14 protein-coding genes are annotated in these 19,673 nt (G+C 72.4%); 10 read left to right on the forward strand and 4 right to left on the reverse strand.

From position 1 onward, the window contains the following. The first annotated feature begins 10 nt into the window (after positions 1-10). The 4 genes from K7C98_RS06595 to K7C98_RS06610 all read left to right on the forward strand — a co-directional run bounded on the left by K7C98_RS06595 (position 11) and on the right by K7C98_RS06610 (position 6,988). Positions 11-1,009 carry a hypothetical protein gene (locus K7C98_RS06595; RefSeq protein WP_224190701.1) on the forward strand — a complete coding sequence of 333 codons (999 nt, stop codon included), beginning with the start codon at positions 11-13 and terminating at the stop codon, positions 1,007-1,009. Positions 1,010-1,100: 91 nt separating this feature from the next. Beyond that, positions 1,101-2,936 carry a c-type cytochrome domain-containing protein gene (locus K7C98_RS06600; protein ID WP_224190702.1) on the forward strand — a complete coding sequence of 612 codons (1,836 nt, stop codon included), beginning with the start codon at positions 1,101-1,103 and terminating at the stop codon, positions 2,934-2,936. A 206-nt stretch (positions 2,937-3,142) separates the two neighbouring features. After that, positions 3,143-6,028 carry a protein kinase domain-containing protein gene (locus tag K7C98_RS06605; RefSeq protein ID WP_224190703.1) on the forward strand — a complete coding sequence of 962 codons (2,886 nt, stop codon included), beginning with the start codon at positions 3,143-3,145 and terminating at the stop codon, positions 6,026-6,028. Positions 6,029-6,244: 216 nt separating this feature from the next. Further along, positions 6,245-6,988: an SDR family NAD(P)-dependent oxidoreductase gene (locus K7C98_RS06610; RefSeq protein ID WP_224190704.1), complete on the forward strand. Its 744-nt coding sequence runs from the start codon at positions 6,245-6,247 to the stop codon at positions 6,986-6,988. Positions 6,989-6,992: 4 nt separating this feature from the next. Here K7C98_RS06610 and K7C98_RS06615 read toward each other — a convergent pair whose 3' ends face one another. Together K7C98_RS06615 and K7C98_RS06620 are read right to left on the reverse strand one after the other, a co-directional pair. After that, positions 6,993-7,445 (reverse strand): MAPEG family protein, encoded by a 453-nt coding sequence (locus K7C98_RS06615; RefSeq protein WP_224190705.1) that lies wholly within the window; start codon positions 7,443-7,445, stop codon positions 6,993-6,995. Between the two features lie 98 nt (positions 7,446-7,543). Continuing rightward, the gene (locus K7C98_RS06620; RefSeq protein ID WP_224190706.1) at positions 7,544-9,112 is read right to left on the reverse strand and encodes a complex I NDUFA9 subunit family protein; all 1,569 of its coding nucleotides are present in this window, start codon (positions 9,110-9,112) and stop codon (positions 7,544-7,546) included. Positions 9,113-9,208: 96 nt separating this feature from the next. Here K7C98_RS06620 and K7C98_RS06625 point away from each other — a divergent pair, with 96 nt between their 5' ends. Beyond that, positions 9,209-10,291, forward strand: coding sequence for an alpha/beta hydrolase family protein (locus K7C98_RS06625; RefSeq protein WP_224190707.1), 1,083 nt, complete (start codon positions 9,209-9,211; stop codon positions 10,289-10,291). 1,074 nt (positions 10,292-11,365) lie between these two features. Further along, positions 11,366-12,319: a hypothetical protein gene (locus K7C98_RS06630; RefSeq protein WP_224190708.1), complete on the forward strand. Its 954-nt coding sequence runs from the start codon at positions 11,366-11,368 to the stop codon at positions 12,317-12,319. A gap of 267 nt (positions 12,320-12,586) precedes the next feature. On the opposite strand, the gene K7C98_RS06635 is transcribed toward K7C98_RS06630, so the two are convergent. Continuing rightward, positions 12,587-14,221, reverse strand: a complete 1,635-nt coding sequence (locus K7C98_RS06635; RefSeq protein WP_224190709.1) for a leucine-rich repeat domain-containing protein — start codon at positions 14,219-14,221, stop codon at positions 12,587-12,589. 109 nt (positions 14,222-14,330) lie between these two features. On the opposite strand from K7C98_RS06635, the gene K7C98_RS06640 reads away from it, so the two are divergent. The 4 genes from K7C98_RS06640 to K7C98_RS06655 all read left to right on the forward strand — a co-directional run bounded on the left by K7C98_RS06640 (position 14,331) and on the right by K7C98_RS06655 (position 18,163). Continuing rightward, positions 14,331-14,939 carry a polyhydroxyalkanoate synthesis regulator DNA-binding domain-containing protein gene (locus K7C98_RS06640; protein ID WP_224190710.1) on the forward strand — a complete coding sequence of 203 codons (609 nt, stop codon included), beginning with the start codon at positions 14,331-14,333 and terminating at the stop codon, positions 14,937-14,939. A 136-nt stretch (positions 14,940-15,075) separates the two neighbouring features. Continuing rightward, positions 15,076-16,599 carry an acyl-CoA synthetase gene (locus K7C98_RS06645; protein ID WP_224190711.1) on the forward strand — a complete coding sequence of 508 codons (1,524 nt, stop codon included), beginning with the start codon at positions 15,076-15,078 and terminating at the stop codon, positions 16,597-16,599. 11 nt (positions 16,600-16,610) lie between these two features. Beyond that, complete coding sequence (locus K7C98_RS06650) at positions 16,611-17,009, forward strand: hypothetical protein (RefSeq protein ID WP_224190712.1); 399 nt, start codon at positions 16,611-16,613, stop codon at positions 17,007-17,009. Continuing rightward, positions 17,006-18,163 (forward strand): alpha/beta fold hydrolase, encoded by a 1,158-nt coding sequence (locus K7C98_RS06655; RefSeq protein ID WP_224190713.1) that lies wholly within the window; start codon positions 17,006-17,008, stop codon positions 18,161-18,163. Before K7C98_RS06650 ends, K7C98_RS06655 begins: the two co-directional genes overlap by 4 nt. Before the next feature lie 3 nt (positions 18,164-18,166). On the opposite strand, the gene K7C98_RS06660 is transcribed toward K7C98_RS06655, so the two are convergent. After that, on the reverse strand, positions 18,167-19,669 hold the full coding sequence (locus K7C98_RS06660) for an esterase/lipase family protein (RefSeq protein WP_224190714.1): 1,503 nt from the start codon (positions 19,667-19,669) through the stop codon (positions 18,167-18,169). Positions 19,670-19,673: the final 4 nt, after the last annotated feature.

Consider the following 19,673-nt stretch of genomic DNA (forward strand, 5'->3'; position numbering starts at 1 on the left):
AGGAGAGCGCATGTCGACAGTACGATCGCAGGGGCGCCGTTCGCTCCTGGTGGTGGGGATCGCATTGTCCCTGGCTGCTCCGGCCCCCGCATGGGCCGCGCAGCCGGGGGAGTCCACGACTGAATGGAAGACCGATTCGGCCAAGCCGGCCGCCGACGACGACATCGTCCTCGACGACTCGCCCGGGCCGAGCAGCAGCAAGAAGAAGAGCGGCAAGAAGAAAGCCGCCGCGCCCAAGCCGCAGCCGCGCGAGGCCGTGATCAGCGCCCAGGTCGAGAAGGCCGAGGCCGAGCGCGCGCCGCTGCAGGACCAGGCGCAGAAGCTGTCCGACGCCGGTAACCTCGAGGGTGCGGTCGGCCTGCTCGCCGGCGGGGCCGAGGCCCTGCGCGACCCGGTGCTGCACCTCGCGGCCGCCGACGCGCGGCAGAAGCTCGCGCGCAAGCGCAGCGCCGACCAGGCCAAGGCCGAGTGGGAGGCCAGCCTGCGCCACGTCGACCGCGCCGACGCGCTGCTGGCGGCCAGCAGCGGCGGGGCCCTCGACGGCATCCGCGTCAGCCCCGACGACGTCGAGACGATGCACGCGTGGAGCACCGAGCTGCGCGCCGCGGCCGACGGCGCCTTGCCCGACCTCGTGCGCCGCACCAACCCGGTGCGCCGCAACGCCCGCGGCGAGCTGATCGCCGGCTCGATCTTCCTCGCCGGCGGCCTCGCGGGCCTCGGCGTCATGGCCGGCGGCATCTACCTCAGCCGCTCCGCCGACCGCGAGCTGCCCAAGGCCAACGACAACCCCGACTACATCGCCCCGCTCGAGGCGCAGAAGAAGCAGGGCGACACCATGACCGCCGCCGGCGCGGTCGCGGGGGTCCTCGGCGTCGCGCTCGGCGTCACCCTGGTCGCGCTCGGCGCGACCGACTTCAAGAAGGCGAAGATGGAGCAGCTGTCGCGCGTCTCCGTCGCCCCGACCTTCGCCCCGACGTACGGGGGCCTGTATCTGTCCGCACGCTTCTGACCTGGCCCGAGGGCCGCGATCGTCGCCCCGGCCCGGGCCCCGCGATCCCCACCTGTCCTACGGGCCATCTCTTCCAGGAGCACCTTCGACCATGTCTCAACGTTCATCCTACTCCACGACCCCGCTCGTCACCGCCGCTGCGCTGGCCCTGCTGGCCGGCGGCGCCTGTAAGACCGTCGTCCTGCCCAGCGAGAGCGGCGGCGGCGAGGACACCGAGAGCACCGACGGGAACAGCGGGCCGAGCACCGACGGCGGCGGCGGCAGCGAGGGCGGCGGCAGCAGCACCGGCGAGCCCGCGGACGGCATCGTCCCCGCCCATTGTTCGGAGAGCTCTCCGGCGACCTTGAAGATCCTCACCGACAACTGCGCCAAGTGTCACGGCGGCTCGGCGCCCCAGCCCGCCGGCAGCATCAACTACATCACCAACCTCGACGCCCTGATCAAGGAGGGCAAGGTCGTCCCCGGTCGGCCCGAGGACTCGCGGGTCTTCCTCCGCATGATCGACGAGAATTCGCCGATGCCGCCGGCCGCCGAGACCCAGCGGCCGACCGACACCGACATCGCCGTCGTCGAGCGCTGGATCAGCGAGTGCGCCGGCAAGTCGAGCTGCAGCGATCAGCCGTTCATCACCCGCGAGGAGATGCTGACGCTGATCCTCAGCGACATCGGCAACAACGTCCCGCTCGAGCAGCAGAAGTTCACGCGCTACTTCAGCTTCGTCCACCTCTACAACACCGGGTGGTGCTCCGACCAGATCGAGGTGTACCGCCAGGCCCTGGCCAAGCTCGTCAACAGCCTGTCCGACGAGCCCGGGATCCGCGCCCCGATCCCGATCGACCCCGAGAACCGGCTGATCTACCGCATCGACATCCGCGACTACGGGTGGGACGCCGCGCTGTGGGACACGATCGCGGACTTCGATCCCTACGCCATCGACTACCTGCAGGACACCGCCGACAAGATCAAGAAAGACGTCCAGTCCAAGATCTTCGTCCTGGCCGGCGACGCCTTCCTCGCCTCCGCCTCCCAGCCGCCGCTCTACCACACGATCCTCGACATCCCGGAGACCCGCGCCCAGCTCGAGGCCAAGTTCAACATCAACGTCCAGGCCAACATCGACGAGGAGATCCTGAACAACCCCAACAAGGTCGCGCGCGCCGGCTTCCACAACTCCGACGTCTCGTTCAACCACCGCATGATCGAGCGCCACGAGTTCAAGGACGCCAGCAACCGGATCTACTGGGTCAGCTACGACTTCGCCGGCAACGACGGCGTGAAGAACTTTTTCGACGATCCGTTCGGCTTCGAGGAGGACGGCGGCGAGATCATCTTCACCCTCCCCAACGGCCTTCAGGGGTACATGCTCGTCGACGCCTTCGGCAACCGCATCGACGAGGGCCCGTCGGCGGTCGTGCAGGACAAGAACATGCCCGACGGCATCGTCGTCAACGGCGTGTCCTGCATGGGTTGTCACTTCCAGGGCATGATCACCGTCGACGACGACCTCCGGTTCGAGATCGACAACGGCGGCGGCATCGGCATCTTCGACGCCCAGGAGATCGAGGCGATCAAGAACCTGTTCCCGACCCGCACCGACTTCCGCAAGCTGCTCGTCGACGACAGCACCCGCTTCACCGCCGCCGTCAACTCCGCCGGCGTGCCCAGCGACGGCGACATCGAGCCGGTCCTGACCGTGTTCCTCGCCTTCGACGAGGACGTGACGCTGCGCCGCGCCGCCGCTGAGCTCGGGCTCACCGCCTCGGACTTCAGCACCCTCATCGGCAGCCTCAGCACCAACGACCTCAACGACCTGCGCAAGCCCGACACCTCCATTCAGCGCGACGTCTTCACCTCGAACTTCGCGCAGACGGTCTGCGACCTCAAGCTCGGCCTGACGAACAAGTGCCCGACCGGCTTCGAGAACTGAGTTCCCTCCCCACCAGACCGCCCGGGCAGATCTGGCGACCTGCCCGGGCGGTTGCCTGTCTGCTCCAGCATATGTCCGAAAGGACAGAGCTTCATCTCGCGCGGGCATAGGTCCGCGCGTGGGCCGGTGCGCGCAGGGGGGCGAGGGCGCTCGCGCGCGAGGTCGCGCTCGCCGGGCGGGACGGAGGTCGTGTACCGTGCTCAGCGGTGGGTGCCCCCTCGCCGGACGACATGCGCACCGGGCCCTCCGGTGTGGACCTGCTCGCGACCACCGACGGGCGCTCCCCGGCGCTCGACGTGACCGCCCGGGCCCGGCCGAGCGCGATCGAGGAGACGGCGCTGGCCCCGCCTGGTCGCAAGGACAGCATCACGGCCCAACAGACCTCGGGCATCAGCGTGCGCGGGGCCGCGGCTCCGCTCGACGACTCGCTGGCGATCCGCCAGTCGCGCCGGATCGGCCGCTACGCGATCCTCAGCGAGCTCGGGGAGGGCGGCATGGGCGTCGTGCTGTCCGGCTACGACGAGGTGCTCGAGCGGCGCGTGGCGATCAAGGTCGTGCGCTCGCACCACCGCAACGACGAGCGCCTGCAGGCCCGATTGCTGCGCGAGGCGCAGGCGCTGGCCCGCCTGTCGCACCCCAACGTGGTCCAGGTCTACGAGGCCGGCACGATCGGCGACGAGCTGTTCATCGCCATGGAGTTCGTCCGCGGCGTCACGCTGTCGGCCTGGCTCGCCGACCGCGAGCGCAGCCCGCAGGAGATCCTCACCGTGTTCGCCGAGGCCGGTCGCGGCCTGGCCGCGGCCCACCGCGTCGGTCTCACCCACCGCGACTTCAAGCCCGGCAACGTCCTCGTCGACCTCGAGGGCCGCGTCCGCGTGGTCGACTTCGGCCTGGCCGCCCTCGCCGAGCAGGCCGAGCGGTCCGACGACGGTGAGCTCGGCGGCGCGGCGCTCGAGCGCACCGCCTTCGTCGCCGGCACGCCGGCTTACATGGCCCCGGAGCAATGGCTCGGAGGACAGGTCGATGCCCGCACCGATCAGTTCAGCTTCTGCGTCGCGCTGTGGGAGGCGCTGTGGGGCGTGCGGCCGTTCGCCGGCGAGACCGTCGACGAGTTGCGCGACCAGGTCCTGGTCGCCGATCTGCCGGAGCGCGGGCAGGTCGGCCCGCGCGTGCCGCCGCGGCTGTACCGGGCGCTGTCCCGCGGCCTCGCGCGCGCCCCCGACGCGCGCTACCCGAGCATGGACGCGCTGCTGGCCGCCCTCGCCGGTCCGCAGGTGCGAGCCCGCCACGCCGTGGTCGGCCTCGGCCTCGCCGCGGTGGTCGGCCTCGCCGCGGCCGCCTACAGCCTGCACGAGTCCGAGCGCTGCGGCGGCGGCGAGGCCCGGCTGATCGGCGTGTGGGACCCGGCCCGCCGCGACGCCGCCGCCGACGCCTTCGAGGCCGCCGGCGTCGACTTCGCCGGCGCGGCGTGGACGCAGGTGGCCGCGCGCCTCGACGCCCGCGCCGACGCGATCGCGACCATGCACCGCGAGGCCTGCGAGGCCCACGCCCGCGGCGAGCAGTCGGAGCGCCTGCTCGACCGCCGCATGGCCTGTCTTTCAAGACATGTCCAGGAGGTCAAGGCGGTCACCGACCTGCTGGTCGCCGCCGACGCCGGCGTGGTCGAGCGGTCGCTCGACGCCGTCACCGCGCTGCCGCCGGTCGAGCGCTGCGCCGACCTCCCCGTTCTGCAGGCCGAGCTGCCGCCGCCCGACGATCCCAACACCGCGCTCGCCGTCGACGCCGTGCGCCGCCAGCTCGCCAACGTCGCCGCGCTCGAGCACACCGGCCGCTACGAGGCCGGCCTGCTCGCCGCCGAGGCCGCCGTCGTCGCCGCCGAGGCTGCCGCGTACAGCCCGGCGGTCGCCGAGGCCCTGCTCGCGCGCGGGCGCCTGCTCGCGCTGGTGCACCGCGACGGCGAGGCCCAGGTCAGCCTGATGTCGGCCTTCACCACCGCCACCGCGAGCCGCGAGGACGCCGTCGCCCGCGACGCCGCGGCCGCCCTCGTCGAGGCCCTCAACAGCCTCGGCCGCCTCGACCACGCCGAGGTCTGGCTGCAGATCGCCACCGCCGCCCAGGGCCGCGCGCCCGACGACGTCGCCGCCGCCTTCCTCGACTTCGCCCGCAGCAAGCTGCTGTGGTCGCTCGGCCGCTACGCCGAGTCGGAGGTCGCCATCGAGCGCAGCGTCGCGGCCTACGACGCCCTCCACGGCGCCGACAACCCCGACACCGCGCGGGCCCGGCAGTGGTTCGGCACCGCGCTGTGGGCCCGGCAGGAGTTCGCCCGCTCGCAAGCTGTCCTTCCGGACAGCCGCGCCCGCCTCGAGCGGCTCTACGGCCCCGACCACCCCGAGGTCGCCGCCGCCCTGCGCTACGAGGGCAGCCTCTACTTCGTCCTCACCGACTTCGACGCCGCTCTGGCGACCTGGCGCCGCGGCCTCGACATCATCCTCCGCGCCCGCGGCGAGGACGACCCGCTGGTGGTCGTGTTCCAGGGCAACATCGCGTCCGCGCTGGCCCGCAGCGGCCGCCGGGTCGACGCCGTCGCCGCGTTCGAGGCGGTGGTGCGCTCGCTCGAGCGCCGCCTCGGCCCCGACCACATCGAGCTGTGCTCCCAGCTCGACAGCCTCGGCGAGTCGTACCTCCGCGCCGGCCAGCTGGGCCGCGCCCGCGAGGTCATCGACCGCTCGCTGGCGATCCGCCGCCGCGTGCTCGGCGAGAGCCACGCCGAGGTCGCGCGCTCGCTGCTCGGCCTCGGCGAGTGGGGCATCCGCGCGGGCGACCTCGCCACCGCGATCCCGGCGTTCGAGCGCGCCCTGGCGATCCGCGCCGGCACCGACGTGCACGCCCTCCTGCGCGGCCGCGCCGAGTACGGCCTGGCCCGCGCGCTGTGGCTGTCCGACCGCGACCCCCCGCGCGCCCGCGTCGTCCTCGACCAGGCCGTCGCCACCTTCACGGCTCTGGGCCTGGCCGGCTCGATCGACCTCGCCGAGGCCGTCGCCTGGCGCGCCGCGCACGTGGAGAGCGCCGACGCCGCGGCGCCGCAGAAGTGAGGGTCGAACAGCGACGAAGGACATGTCGCGCGGCGCCTGTCCAGGGCCGCTGCGTCCCCGTCGCTCCTGGGGATGTCCGATCGGGAATGTCTCATCGAGCATGTCTTTCGAGGCATGTCGCCGAGGGCATGTCCTGAGGTCCATCTCGCCGGCGCCGCGAGCGGGCGGCCGAGGTCCCGCTGGCGCGCCGCCGCCGGCCGCGCTACCTTCGCCGCCATGCGCCACGTCATCGTCTTCGGGGCCACCTCCGCGATCGCCGCCGAGGTGTGCGTGCGCTGGGCCGCCCGCGGCGATCGGCTCCACCTGGTCGGCCGCGACCCCGACAAGCTCGCGGCCGTGGCCGCCCGCTGCGGCGGCGCCGAGGTCACCACGGCCAGCGGCGAGTTCACCGACCTCGCCCGCGCCGAGGCGCTCGCGCGCGAGGGCATCGCGGCGCTCGACGGCCGCGTCGACCTCGTGTTCGTCGCCCACGGCGACCTCGGCGACCAGGCGTTGAGCGAGCATGACGTCGCCGAGGCCGCGCGGATCGTGCAGACCAACTTCGTCTCGGTGCTGGCGCTGCTGATCCCGCTGGCCGACGCGCTCGAGCGCCAGCGCAGCGGCACGATCGCCGTCATCACCTCGGTCGCCGGCGAGCGCGGCCGCCCGCGCAACTACACCTACGGGGCCGCCAAGGGCGCGCTCCACGTGTACCTGCAGGGCCTGCGCAGCCGGCTCTGGCCGGCCGGCGTCACCGTCACCACCCTCAAGCTCGGCCCCGTCGACACGCCGATGACCGCGACGCACGCCAAGAACGCCCTGTTCGCCGCGCCGCAGCGGGTCGCCCGCGACATCGACCGCGCGATCGCCCGCCGCCGCGCCGTCGCGTTCGTCCCGTGGTACTGGCGCCCGATCCTCTTCGTCGTCCGCCACACCCCCGAGCCTCTGTTCCAGCGCCTCGGCTTCCTCTCGGGCCGCTAGCGCCTCAGGCGAGCCGCAGCGCGCACGCGCCGAGGCCCGCGATCGTGACGTGCACCGCGAGCGCGAGGAGCACCGCGAGCGAGACGACGTAGGCCCGGTTGCGGTGCGGCTGGCGCGGCCACAGCAAGAAGACCGCGTGGGCCCAGCGGGCCACCGCGTAGACGGCGAAGTAAGCCACCCCGAGGCGGTCGGGGCAGCCGAGGGCGACGTAGGCCCCGCCGAGGGCGAAGAACAGCGCGTGGTTCTCGCCGTCGTTGCGCAGCAGCCGGGCCGCGCGATCCCACAGCGGCGAGGGCGGGCCGTCGTGGTGCTCGCCTCGCCACTGCGCGGCATCCTCGGGGTAGGCGAAGCTGCGGGCCCGCAGCCGCTCGCGCCCCTGGATCGCGGTGGTCATGAAGTGTTTGAAGAAGAGGGCGGCGACGGCGACGGCGTAGGCGTGGAGCGCGGCGGAGTGCATCGCTCATGCATACCTGCACGCGAGCCGGCGCGGCGCGCACTGCAGCCCCCGGTCTCGCGCGAACGGGCGCGCCGGCGCGCGATCCTCCAGGCGATCGCTCAGTATAGCCGCAGCACCGCCACGCACGCGTCCCACAGCACGTGGCAGACAAGCACCGCGAACAGGCTGCGGGTCTTGAGGCCGAGCCAGGCCCAGAAGAACCCGGCGCCCGCCGCAGCGACCACCAGCGCGGGCACGCCGAGGCTGACGTGGGCCAGCGCGAACGCGGCCGCCGACGCGCTTGCTCCCCACCACGGGCCCACGCGCGAGGCCACCGCGAACGCGACCGCCCCGCGCCACACGACCTCCTCCGCCGCGGCGATCAGCGGCAGCAGCAGCGCCGCCGCCCACGCCGGCAGCAGCGTCACCCAGTCGTACACCGCGGCCACCTCGACGCGCGCCTCCGGCGTCAGCGCGAACAGGACCCGGCTGCCGACCCATCCGGCCGCGGTCAGCACGATCGCCGCGATCACCCCTTGCAGCAGCGCGCGCCTGCTCGGCCGCCACAGGGCCGCCCACGGCAGGCGCACCGTCGCCAGGCACAGCGGCACCAGCACCAGGTTGGCCGCCAGCATCCGGTACCACACGTGCTCCGTCAGCCCGCCGAGGGCCCAGATCAGCGCGATCGCCAGCGGCACCAGCCACGCGACGTGAACTAGCCCTTGAGAGCATGTCCTGAAGAACATGTCCTCGTCGCCACGTCGCAGCCGCAGCGACAGGCCCAGCCACGGCTCGACCCCGGCCGCGAGCGCGACGATCCGCTCGGGCCCGAGCGGCCGCGTCACCACGCCGAGCTCGGCGGCGGCGGGGCCCGGATCGCCGACCAGCCCGTGGCTGAGCAGCCCGAGCTGCGCCCGCGTGAGCAGCGGATCGGGCAGCTTCTCCAGCGCGGTCACGGCGACCGCCAGCAGCGGGGCAGGGCAGGGCACCAGCGTGAGCGGCAGCGCGAGCGCGTCGGCGACCCGCTGCACCACCTCGCGCAGGGTCAAGATCTCCGGGCCGACGACGTCGTAGCTGCGCCCGCTCGCCGCCGGCCGCTCGAGCGCCGCGACCACCGCGAGGGCCACGTCCTCGACCAGCACCGGCATCAGCGGGGCTCTCCCGCCCCCGGGCGCGGGGAACACCCCGGCGTGGCGGATCGTCGCCGCCAGGTTGCGCACGAAGTCGTCGCCGGGCCCGGCCACCGGCCCCGGGCGGAGGATCGTCCAGTCTGTCCCCGAGGACATGACCGTTCGTTCACCCGCGCGCTTGCTCGCCATGTACGGCCCGGGGTCCCGCGGCTCCGCCCGCGGCCCGGCCACGCTGACGTGGACCAGCCGCCGCACCCCCGCGGTCTGCATCGCCGCCGCGATCGCCTCGACCGTCGTCACGTGGGCCGCCGCGAACGACTGTTCGCGCTCGGGCCGCTTGATGCCCACCAGGTTGACCACCGCCGTACAGCCCGCGATCGCCGCTGCCAGCTCGGGGCCGCCGCGTCCGACGTCGACCTCACGCCAGGTCAGCCCGGCGCGCTCGGCCCGGCCGCGACGGCCCCGCGACAGCCCGACCACCTCGTGCCCCGCCTGCAGCAGCGCCGCCACGGTCGCCTGTCCGATGAACCCGCTCGCTCCGGCCACCGCGACTCGCATGCGCAGCCAGCCTCGCACCGGCGGCCCTCCGTGCGCAAGGCCAGGTTTCGCTTCTCAAACGCCGTCCGCGCGCCTACAACGAAAATCGAGACCCGCATGTTCAGCGCCCTCGCCGACCACGCCTGCGCCCGCTTCGACCGTGTCATGCGCCACGGCCTCCGCCGCGTCCTCATGCAGCGCAACGAGCTCGACCGCCTCGCCCGCGCCGAGCACGAGCGGCGGCTCGAGGCCGTCGGCCGCTACACCGACCCCGCGGTGCTCGCCGAGCCCGATCGCATGCTCGCGCCCCCGGACGCGCCGCCGCGCCTGGCCCCGCTGTCCGTGCGCCGCCTGGCCGACGGCCGCGCGACCCACTTCACGTTCGCGTCGCCGTACCGCCCGCGCGACCCCGACTACGCGCGCGAGTACGCCGGCTACGACCGGGTCGACACGGTGCACCTGCACGCGTGGCAGCACGACCGCCCGGCGCCGGCGTCGATCCTGCTGGCGCACGGCTGGTGCGTGGGTCACCGCCGCCTGCACGAGATCGAGTTCAGCATCTCGACGCTCTACCGCGACCTCGGGCTCGACGTGTACTTCTACGTCCAGCCGTACCACAGCGCGCGCAAGCCGACGTCGGCGCGCTTCTCCGGCGAGCTGTTCCCGTCGACCGACCTGGTGCGCACCAACGAGGCGTTCATCCAGACGGCCCAGGACGTGCGCGCGGCGATCACGGCGATCCTCCGCCACAGCCCGGCGCCGCTCGGGATGATGGGCTCGAGCCTCGGCGGCTACACGTCGGCGCTGATCGCCTCGATCGATCCGCGGCTGTCGTTCGTGGTCCCGATCATGGCGCCGGCGTCGTTCGCGTACTTGCTGTGGGACCACGGCGAGGGCGACCCGTTCCGCCGCCAGGCGGAGGCGCTGGGGATGACGCGCGAGCGCTTTCACCAGTCGTGGGCGCTGCACAGCCCGCTGTCGTACGCGCCGAAGGTGCCGTGGGAGCGCCGGCTGGTGGTGACGGCCCGCGGCGATGCGCTGGTCACCGACGCTCACGCGGACCTGCTGTGGGAGCACTGGCAGCGGCCGCGGCGGTTTCGCTTCGCGGGGGGGCACTTTCTGCAGCTCGGGCGGCGGGATTACATTCGAGAGCTGGGGCGCTTTCTCGCCGGGCTCGACATCATTCCGGAGGTGCGCTGAGGCTGGTTCTGGGGGCATGTTTGAAAGGGCATGTCTGACGGGACATGCTGCTTCGGGCATGTCCTCTCGCGTGCGTCGGGTGTCGCGTGCTGCTTCGCGAACTGCCGAATGCGCCTAGCGAGCGGTCGGGGATGCGGTCCTCCGCCCAGTCCTCGCGGATGGACCCTCCTTCGTCGGGCCCATCTCTCTGCGGATGGTCGGAGGACCGCATCCCCGACCGCTGGCACGGCCCACTCGTGGGTGGCCCGAAGCGCCGGTCGCGGGCTCCGCTGGCGGCTGTCTCTTCGCGCAGGTGCATTCCGCCCGAGGGACGGCCGGGGCCGGCCATCCCTCGGGCGGACCTCTCGACGTCATCGCCGGCGCTCGATCGTGACGCGACGATGTGCTGCTGCGCGACGCGGGGGAGCGGGGCGGGGGGCTGCTTCGCTCGGAGGGCCTCTCGGCGAGGGGCGACGCGGCGCAGGGCGGCTCCGCCGGGAGCGCGGCTGTCGGGTCGTGTGGTGTCGACTCTTGCCGACGAATTCCACAGGCCTCGGCGGTGTGCCGGGCGACGCGGGGGCTCGGCACAGGGCGGCTCCGCTCGGAGTGCCGGTGTCGATGCTTGCCGACGAATTCTTGCAGGTGCCGCGAGCTCGGCGGGTCGTGATGCTCGGCGCCGCGTGGGCGAGGCGGCGCGGGGGCAGCAACGGTGGCTCATCGGGCGCGGCGACGCTGCGGAGTCCGGACAGCTGCCCTTGTCACCTCGGCCCTTACCACGACACGCCGATCATGGAGGCATTCTCGCCGCGATCCGTGCACTGCACTTCGCTGAGCGGTACCCGCAAGTTCGGCACTGCGGCCCGGGTACGAAAGTAGAAGCGCCCGCGAGGTGCGAAGCGTCGTGCTCGCCGGGCAGGCGCACGAGGTCCGCGGGATGGCCGGCGATGAGGCGTGATCGTTGGCCGCGAACGGCTTCTTACACCGGCGACGCGGGCCCACATGGCTGGCGACAGGTCGCGGCTCGCATCACTCGCGCCGCACCCGCCAGCGCGATGGATTCTTGATCGCGGCGGGCCGCTCTGGCATCTTGAGATGGTGCGGTTTGGTTTTGGCGCGCGCCCGGCTGGCGCCGCCTGCTTCCTCTCGTGGCTGGTGACGACCGGGTGTAACCCCGGCCGGTCCGACGCGTCGTCGCGTGGTACCGACTCGGACGGCGCCGCTCCGTCGCAGGCCAGCGAGGGTGCCACCACCGGCGCGCCCGGGACGTCGACCGGTGACGCGACGACGATCGCGACGACGACCGCGACCGGCGACCTCGCGCCCGAGGTCGCGCTCACGCCCGTCGAGCCGTGCGAGTCGCACGCCGCCGAGGCCGACTGCGACGCCGCCGGCTGCATCTGGTTCGCCACCGAGCGCGTCGCCGACCGGGCCACCTGCGCCCTCGAGCCGGCGGGCGTTTGCGCCACCGCCAGCGCGTCGACCGGCGACGGGGACTACGACAGCGCCTTCTACAAGAAGATCGGCGAGGTGGTCCACGTGCGCCGCGTGGGCCGCAAGGCCAGCGATTTCCCCGGGCCCGAGCACCCGGCAGGCTGGACCGAGTGCGGCCTCGGGACCGACGACCCGCCCGAGTGCGCATGCGTGTGCGCGGCCGGACGATGCCCCGGCGACGTGGCGCTGGCGCTGCTCGACGCCTGCGCCTCGCCGCGCCCCTGCGTCGACAGCCCGGGCGGCGAGAGCGACGCCTGCCTCTACCAGGCCCTCGCCGCCGCGGCCGCCGCCAGCCTGCGCGTCAGCACGCTCACGGGCGATCGCAACGTCGACGACCGCGTGTTCCTCCGCGGCGACGGCACCGCGACCTGGATGCGCAGCACCTGCGACACGCGCGACCACAGCTGCCGCGACCGCAAGTGGGAGCTGCCGCGCCTGTGCAACCTCCGCGACCGCGCCGCCTTCACCGCCTGCGCCCAGGACAGCTCGGACCCGCAGTGCCGCGACGTCGCCGGCTGGTTCGTCGACTGCAAGCTGGCCCCGGCGACATGTCCTTGAGAGCATGCGCTGAACGCCGCCGCTCGCCGGGTTCAAGCGACATGTCCCCGAGGGCAGGTGGCCGGCGAGCCCCGGTCGGCCGACATCGGCGCGCCGATTCGCCGGCTAGCGCCGCGACCGGGCCATTTCGAGCAGTCCTCGCGCCGGGCTCCCGCAGGCTGGCAAGGCGCGAGGAAAGAGCATATCGGGCAATATGTGACCGACGAGCAACGCGGCCAGCGTGGCGGAGAACTAGCGAGGGCTGCTCGAACTGGCCCGGTCGCGGCGCTAGATCGAGCCGTCATCGCCGCATGTGTCGTCCGGGCCCCACCAGACGGAGACCTCGACGCACAGCGCCGGGAGGTCGTGCGCCAGCGTCTCGGCGCTGAGCGGGTTGAGACTGAGGTCGATCCAGGCCCCGGGGGCGAGCCAGGGCGCGCCGCGCAGCGGCTCGACGCTCGTGATCGCGTTGTCGACGAGGCTGACGCTGGTCAGCGACTGGTAGGCCTGGAGCGGCGCGAGGTCGGCGATCGCGTTGCTGCTCAGTTCCAGCCTCTCCACCCGGCCCGGCGCGAGGACCGGCAGCTCGGTCAGCCCGGCCCCGTTCAGGAACACCCAGGTCAGGGCCGGATGCGCCGTGAACGCGTCGAGGCCCAGCTGCAGGGGGTTGTCGGAGAGGTCGAGGTACTCGAGCTTCAGCGCCGTGCCCAGCGGGCTCGCGTCGACGATCGCGTTGCCCGGCAGGATGAGGGAAGCGAGCGCCGGGTGCCCGGCGAGCGGCTGGAGGTCGACGATCGCGTTGCCGTCCGCCGTGAGCCGTACGAGCGCGCTCAGCCCCGCCAGTGGTTCGAGGTCGACGATCGCGTTGCCCTCGACGTACAGGTCCGTCAGCTGGCCCAGGCCCGCCAGCGGCCCGAGGTCGACGATGGCGTTGTCGACTGCGCCCAGGATCTGCAGCGCGTCCTTGCCGCTCAGCGGCCCGAGGTCGACGATCGCGTTGCGGTCCATGATCAGATGCTGCAGCGCGCTCATGCTCGCCAGCGCCCCGATGTCGGTGATCTGGTTGTCGGACAGCGCGAGGAACACGAGCTTGGTCAACGGTGCGAGCGGCGAGATGTCGGTGAGCCCGTTCGCCCGCACATCGAGCTCCTCCAACTGCACGAGCTGGCCCACGCTCGAGAAGGCCGCCAGGGGTATCGCGTGCGCCGTCAGGCTCCGCAGCGGCGAACCCACCAGCGGCTCGAACGACGCGATCGGATGGTCGCTCACGAACAAATATTCGAGCCGGGGCAGCTGCGCCAGCGGGCCGAGGTCGCTGACCTGGCCCTTGTGCAAGACGAGCTGGCGGAGCTCGGGCAAGCCTGCGAGCGGGGCCAGATCGCTCAACGGCGCGTTGAACACGGAGAGCCAGGTGAGCTGCTGCAGGGCCGCGACCGGGCCGAGATCGATGAGCACGCCCTGGCCGTCGCCGAAGAGCGAGAGCTCCTGGAGCTGCGTGAGGCACTCGATCCCGGCCAGCGTCTGCAACGGGCCGGTGTGCGCCAGCTTGAGCAGCGACGCGGCCTGCCCGGCGGAGAGCGGGCCGCCCTTGAGGCCGAGGTGATGGAAGATGCTCGCCGCCAGGCCCGGGTCCTCGATCACGAACTCGCCGCACACCGTGTTCGCCGGGTCGCCCGGCTCGGCGCCGCCCGTGGAGTCGTCGTGGGGCAAGCCCGTCTCGCTCGAGTCGGGCGATGCGTCGCTCGTCGCCGGCGACGGCTCGCCGGAGGTCGGCGCGCCGCTCGTGTCGTCGTGCTCGCTCGTCGCCGGCGCGCCGCTCGCGTCATCGTGCCGGTCGCCGTCGACGTCGCCGAGCGGCCGCGGCGTGCAGCTGCAACACGCCGTGACGATCGCCAGCCCCACCACCGACCCCCCGCCCCGCATGCTCCGAGTGTTCGCCACGTCGGGCGGCTGTCGACCGTCGCGCGCCCGCCTGCGTGCGCGGCCCCACCATGGCCGAGCCTGCGCCGAACGGCCGGCGAACCGACGCGATGTGCGGAATCACTCCTCGCACGCGCAGCACGACCTCGGCTACCGTGTCGCGGCGATGTTGCAGGTCAAGAAGTACGGCAATCGTCGGCTCTACGACACCGAGGGCAGCCGCTACGTCACCCTCGAGGAGATCGCAGAGCGCGTCCGCATGGGCGAGGACCTCAAGGTCGTCGACGCCAAGAGCGGGCAGGACCTCACCCAGGTCACGCTCGCGCAGATCATCCTCGAGAGCCGCGGGGCCGCCCGGCTGTTGCCGGTGTCCCTGCTCAAGCAGCTGGTGCGCATGCGGGACGACGCGCTCGCCGAATTCTTCGGCCGCTACGTCGCCTGGGCCCTCGAGGTGTACCTGCAGCTCAAGGGCAACGCGCGGGCGGTGGTCCCGTGGAACCCGCTCGCCGACCTGGCGATGCCGGGGATCCTCAAGCGCTGGTGCGGCGGCAGCGCGCCTGTGGCCGGTGAGCCTGCCCCCCCGCCGTTCCCCGACGAGCCGCCCGCCGAGGGCCCCGACATGTCCGACGAGCTCGCCGCGCTGCGCCGCGAGCTCGCCGAGCTGCGTCGCACCGTCGAGGACAGCCGGCCCGCCCGCAAGGGCAGGCGGCCCGCCTCGTGAGCTTTTGTGCGCTGCACAATTCGCGGCCCGATTTTGCCCTCGGCAGCGTCCGGCGAGGCCGTCAGGCCCGAGGTCACCTTTTCGCACGTGCAGCAAGGCCCGGCCTTCGGGTAGCCTCGTCGACGGAGGATCCACGATGTTCATCGGCGACTGGATGCGACGCGGAGCGCAGTACTGGCCCGACAACCTCGCCGTCGTCGACGTCGCCAAGGGCGACGCCGGGCGCTTCACCTACGCGGCGCTGAACCGCCGCGCCGACGCCGTGGCCGGGTGGTTGCGCGGCCGCGGCGTGGCCCGGGGCGACCGCGTGGCGCTGCTGGCCCACAGCGGCGTCGAGGTCCTCGACGTGTTCTTCGCCTGCGCCAAGCTCGGCGCGATCTTCGTCCCGCTCAACTGGCGCAGCCACTGGCGCGAGCTCGTCGACGTCATCGTCCCGGTCGCGCCGAAGGTGCTGGTGTTCGGGCCCGAGTTCGCCGCCGTCACCGCCGAGCTGCGCCCGCACACCGCGATCGCCCAGCTCGTCCACCTCGAGGGCGAGGCCGTCGACGGCAGCGCGCCGTGGGCCAGCGTCCTCGCCAGCCCGGCCGAGCCGGTCGACAACCCCGCCGTCGAGGCCGAGGACATCGCCTGCCTGCTGTTCACCGGCGGCACCACCGGCGCGCCCAAGGCCGCCCAGATCTCGTACCGCATGATCGCGTGGAACACCCTCAACACGATGGTCCACGAGATCCAGCGCGGCGACGTCACGATCACCCACACGCCGATGTTCCACACCGGCGGCCTGTTCGTCTACACGATCCCGCTGCTCACCCTCGGCGGCACCGTCGTGATCATGAAGAAGTGGACCGCCGACGACATGCTGGCGCTGATCGAGCAGCACAGGGTGACGGCGCTGTTCTGCGTGCCGACGCAGTACCAGATGATGCTCGACTCGCCGCGCTTCGCCGCGACCTCGTTCGCCAGCGTCCGCTTCCTGACCAGCGGCGGCGCGCCGCTGCCGGTGCCGCTCATCCGCGCGTTTTGTGCGGTGCACAAGGTCGCGTTCAAGCAGGGCTTCGGCATGACCGAGTTCGGGCCGGGGGCCTTCTCGCTGGCGCCCGAGCTCGGCGAGAGCAAGGCCGGCAGCATCGGTCGGCCCAACTACTTCGTCGACGCGCGGATCGTCGACGACGACAACCAGCCGGTCCCCGACGGCGAGGTCGGCGAGCTGGTGCTCAAGGGCCCGGCGGCCTGCTCGGGCTACTTCGGCGTCACCACCCCGCACTTCGACGAGCACGGGTTCTTCCACACCGGCGACCTCGCGCGCCGCGACGCCGACGGCTTCTACTTCATCGTCGACCGCAAGAAGGACATGTTCATCTCCGGCGGCGAGAACGTCTACCCGGTGGAGGTCGAGAAGATCCTCTACGAGCACCCGGCGGTGGCCCAGTGCGCCGTGATCAGCGTGCCGGACCCGCAGTGGGGCGAGGTCGGCAAGGCCGTGGTCGCCCTGCGGCCCGGCGCGAGCGCCGACGAGGCCGAGCTGCTGCAGCGCTGCCGCGACCACCTCGCCCGCTACAAGGTCCCCAAGTCGGTCGTCTTCCTCGACGCCCTGCCGCTGTCGCCCGCCGGCAAGATCCTCAAGCGCGAGCTGCGGGCCATGCTCTCCACCTCGGCCTAGGACTCTTCGACATGTCCAAAGAGACAGCACCGCAAAACCTCACCGCCCGCATCCTCCGGCTGGTCGGCTACCTCACCGACCCCAGGAGCGGGCCCGGCAAGCTGTGGATGCGCTTCGAGGGCGCCTCGACCGGTGTCATGACCCGCCTGGCCACCAGCCCGCGCTACCTGCGGTTCGCCGGCCGCGGGCTCAAGAAGATGTTCCACCTCCACCGCGACCTGGTCGACCTCACCGAGGAGGTCCTGCACTTCTGGCGCGTGCCGACCCTCGGCGACCTCGAGGAGGTGCGCGCGCAGCTGCGCCGCGCCGAGGACCGGCTCGAGATCACCACCACGCAGCTGGAGCTCGCGCTCGAGCTGCTCGAGAAGGTGCAGGCCGAGCTGGCGCGCTCGCTGCGGGGGGCCGCGTGAGCGCCGGCGACGGCGGGCCGTTCGCGCGGGTCAAGGGCGCGGCGCGGCGGCTGGCCGACATGGCCCAGGGGACAGCCGCGATCTCGAGCGCGTGGCAGCGGGCGCTGCGCGACCGCGCGATCAGCCCGACGCGCTACCTGGCGCCGCTGGTCAAGCGGGCCGCCGGCGTCGGCGACCCGCCGGTCAACTCGACGCCGAAGCGGGTGGTGTACGCGCGCGGCGGCATGAAGCTGGTCCGCTTCGAGCCGGCGGTCCGCCGCTTCCGCACCCCGATCCTGTTCGTCTACTCGCTGATCAACCGCTACTACATCCTCGACTTCCTGCCGGGCCGCAGCCTGATCGAGTTCATGACGAACCAGGGCTTCGACGTGTACGCGATCGACTGGGGCACGCCCGGCCCGGTCGAGCAGGATCTGACGTGGGACGACCTGCTCGGCGGGTTCGTCGAGGCGGCCAAGCGGTGGGTCTTGAAGATCTCCGGCGCCGACGACCTGACGATGTACGGCTACTGCATGGGCGGCACCATGGCGCTCGCGGCCGCGGCCCTGTACCCGCAGGGCGTGCGCAACTTCGTCGCTCAGGCCACGCCGGTCGACTTCAAGCACGGCGGCATCTTCACCACCTGGACCGACCCCGAGTTCTTCGACGTCGACGCCATGGTCGACGCCTACGGCAACGTGCCGATCGACCTCATGGAGGCCGGCTTCTCGATGATGGCGCCGGTGCAGCGGATCTCGAAGTGGTTCGAGGTGTTCCGCCGCCTCGAAGACCGCGAGTTCGTCACCAACTTCCTGGCGATGGAGCACTGGGCGGCCGACAACGTGCCGTTCCCCGGCGAGGTGTACCGGCAGTACATCAAGGACTGCTACCAGGAGAACAACTTCTTCGAGGGCCGCATGGTCGTCGGCCGCCGCCGCGTCGACCTCGGCGCGATCGCCTGCCCGCTGCTCGTGCTGGTCGCCGTCAACGACACCATCGCCCCGCCGGCCTCGTCCGAGGCGCTGCTCGGCGCGGTCACCAGCGCCGACAAGACACTGCTGCGCTTCCCGGTCGGGCACATCGGCCTGTCGACCTCGAGCAAGGGCCCCAAGGTCATCTGGCCGAGAGTCGCGGGCTGGCTCGGCGAGCACAGCGAGCCCTGGCCCGCGGCCTGAACCTCACTGCGCCAGCCACGTCGAGATCTGGGCGGCGGCCGTGGGGTGCCAGCCCAGCTTGAGGTGGTTGATGTCCGAAAGGACAGCCGTGTCCGCGAGCGCGCCGATGCCGTCGGGCGCGGCGCAGCTGTCGACGAACACCACGCCGTCGCTCGGCCCGGCGATCTCGTTCGGGATCCCGGGGATCAGCACGGTGTTGTCGTTCAGGTCGATGTCGCCGCACAGCAGGTAGGTCGAGACGGAGGCCGGGATCCCGGCGTCGATCATGTCGGCGATCACCGAGCCCTGCTCGATCGCGTAGTCGATGCCCTTGCCGCGCGCGTACACGCCCTTGTACTGGCCCTCGCCGTAGTAGGTCGACTCGCTGTCGCCGACGGGCCACTGCGTGATGCCGTTGTTGGCGATGCCGGTCAGCGGATAGACGTCGTCCCACGCCGCGAGCATCTGCAGCTGGCCGCGGTAGTTGTCGCCGGCGGCCGACTTGAAGATGCCGTACTCCGAGCGGTCCTCCCACAGGCCGAAGATCAGCAGCTCGTCGTGCGGCCCGGGCGCGTGGATCTTGCCGCCGAAGTCGGTGTAGACGCCGGCGTTGTGGGCGGTGCCGTAGCGGAAGATGTAGTCGAAGCCGAGGTTGGGCCCGCCGATCAGGATCAGCTTGCCGATGTCGTCGCGGTACTCGAGCTTGCCGCCGGTGAGGCCCGACGCGTACATGCGCGTCGACATCACGCCCTTGCTCCACCCGATCACGTCGACCTTCTCGGCGCCGGTGCGCTCGCGGATGATGTCGATCGCCCACGCGATCTGCAGCGCCCAGAACACGTTGTCGCCCTGGCTGTGCGCGTGCGAGACGGCGAACACGCGGTGGCCCGCGGCCGCCAGCTCCTGCATCAGGCCGATGTCGGGGCAGCTCGACTGGCCGCAGCCGAAATCGCCGCTCTCGCCCGGGTTGGCCCACGCGCGGTCGGCCTGGTCGTTGGCGCCGTGGGCCAGCAGCACCGTCGCCTTGGTGCCGTTGTTCCAGCCGGGCGCGTAGTAGAGCAGGAACCGGCCGCTGTGCGGCACCGGGTCGTTGCCGAAGAACTCGAGCCGCTGGCCGGTCTGGTGGGCCCGCTGGTCGAGGTCGAACCGATCTTCCTGAATGAAGAACGGATCGGGGTCGAACCACCGCTCGACGCGGACCCACCCGTTGGCGATCCCGTCCTCGAAGGTGTCCTCGAGCACGAGGCCGTGCAGGTCGTCGCCGGTGGTCCCGTCGGTCGTGCTCGTCGGCGGCGCGTCGGTCGTCGCCGTCGCGTCGGTCGTCGACGTCGGCTCGCCGGTCCCGATCGTCGGCTCGTCGCCGGTCGCCGTCGGTTCGTCCGCGGTGGTGCCCGTCGGGTCGCTCGAGTCGGTGCCCGGCGTGGCGTTCGTCGCGTCGGTAGCGACGGTCGCGTCGGTGTCGCTGCCGTCGGACGGCGTGCAGGCCAGGAGGAGGGTGAGGGCGGCGCAGGGACGGCGTGTTCGCATGTGC

It is taken from the genome of Nannocystis pusilla (assembly GCF_020073745.1).
Lineage (GTDB): Bacteria > Myxococcota_A > Polyangia > Nannocystales > Nannocystaceae > Nannocystis > Nannocystis radixulma.

Bases quoted from the DNA above. Each gene is read 5' to 3' on its own strand.
- K7C98_RS06650 (WP_224190712.1), top strand. From the start codon at position 16,611: ATGTCCAAAGAGACAGCACCGCAAAACCTCACCGCCCGCATCCTCCGG.
- K7C98_RS06600 (WP_224190702.1), top strand. From the start codon at position 1,101: ATGTCTCAACGTTCATCCTACTCCACGACCCCGCTCGTCACCGCCGCT.
- K7C98_RS06635 (WP_224190709.1), bottom strand. From the start codon at position 14,221: ATGCGGGGCGGGGGGTCGGTGGTGGGGCTGGCGATCGTCACGGCGTGT.
- K7C98_RS06615 (WP_224190705.1), bottom strand. From the start codon at position 7,445: ATGCACTCCGCCGCGCTCCACGCCTACGCCGTCGCCGTCGCCGCCCTC.
- K7C98_RS06645 (WP_224190711.1), top strand. From the start codon at position 15,076: ATGTTCATCGGCGACTGGATGCGACGCGGAGCGCAGTACTGGCCCGAC.
- K7C98_RS06660 (WP_224190714.1), bottom strand. From the start codon at position 19,669: ATGCGAACACGCCGTCCCTGCGCCGCCCTCACCCTCCTCCTGGCCTGC.
- K7C98_RS06620 (WP_224190706.1), bottom strand. From the start codon at position 9,112: ATGCGAGTCGCGGTGGCCGGAGCGAGCGGGTTCATCGGACAGGCGACC.
- K7C98_RS06625 (WP_224190707.1), top strand. From the start codon at position 9,209: ATGTTCAGCGCCCTCGCCGACCACGCCTGCGCCCGCTTCGACCGTGTC.
- K7C98_RS06595 (WP_224190701.1), top strand. From the start codon at position 11: ATGTCGACAGTACGATCGCAGGGGCGCCGTTCGCTCCTGGTGGTGGGG.
- K7C98_RS06610 (WP_224190704.1), top strand. From the start codon at position 6,245: ATGCGCCACGTCATCGTCTTCGGGGCCACCTCCGCGATCGCCGCCGAG.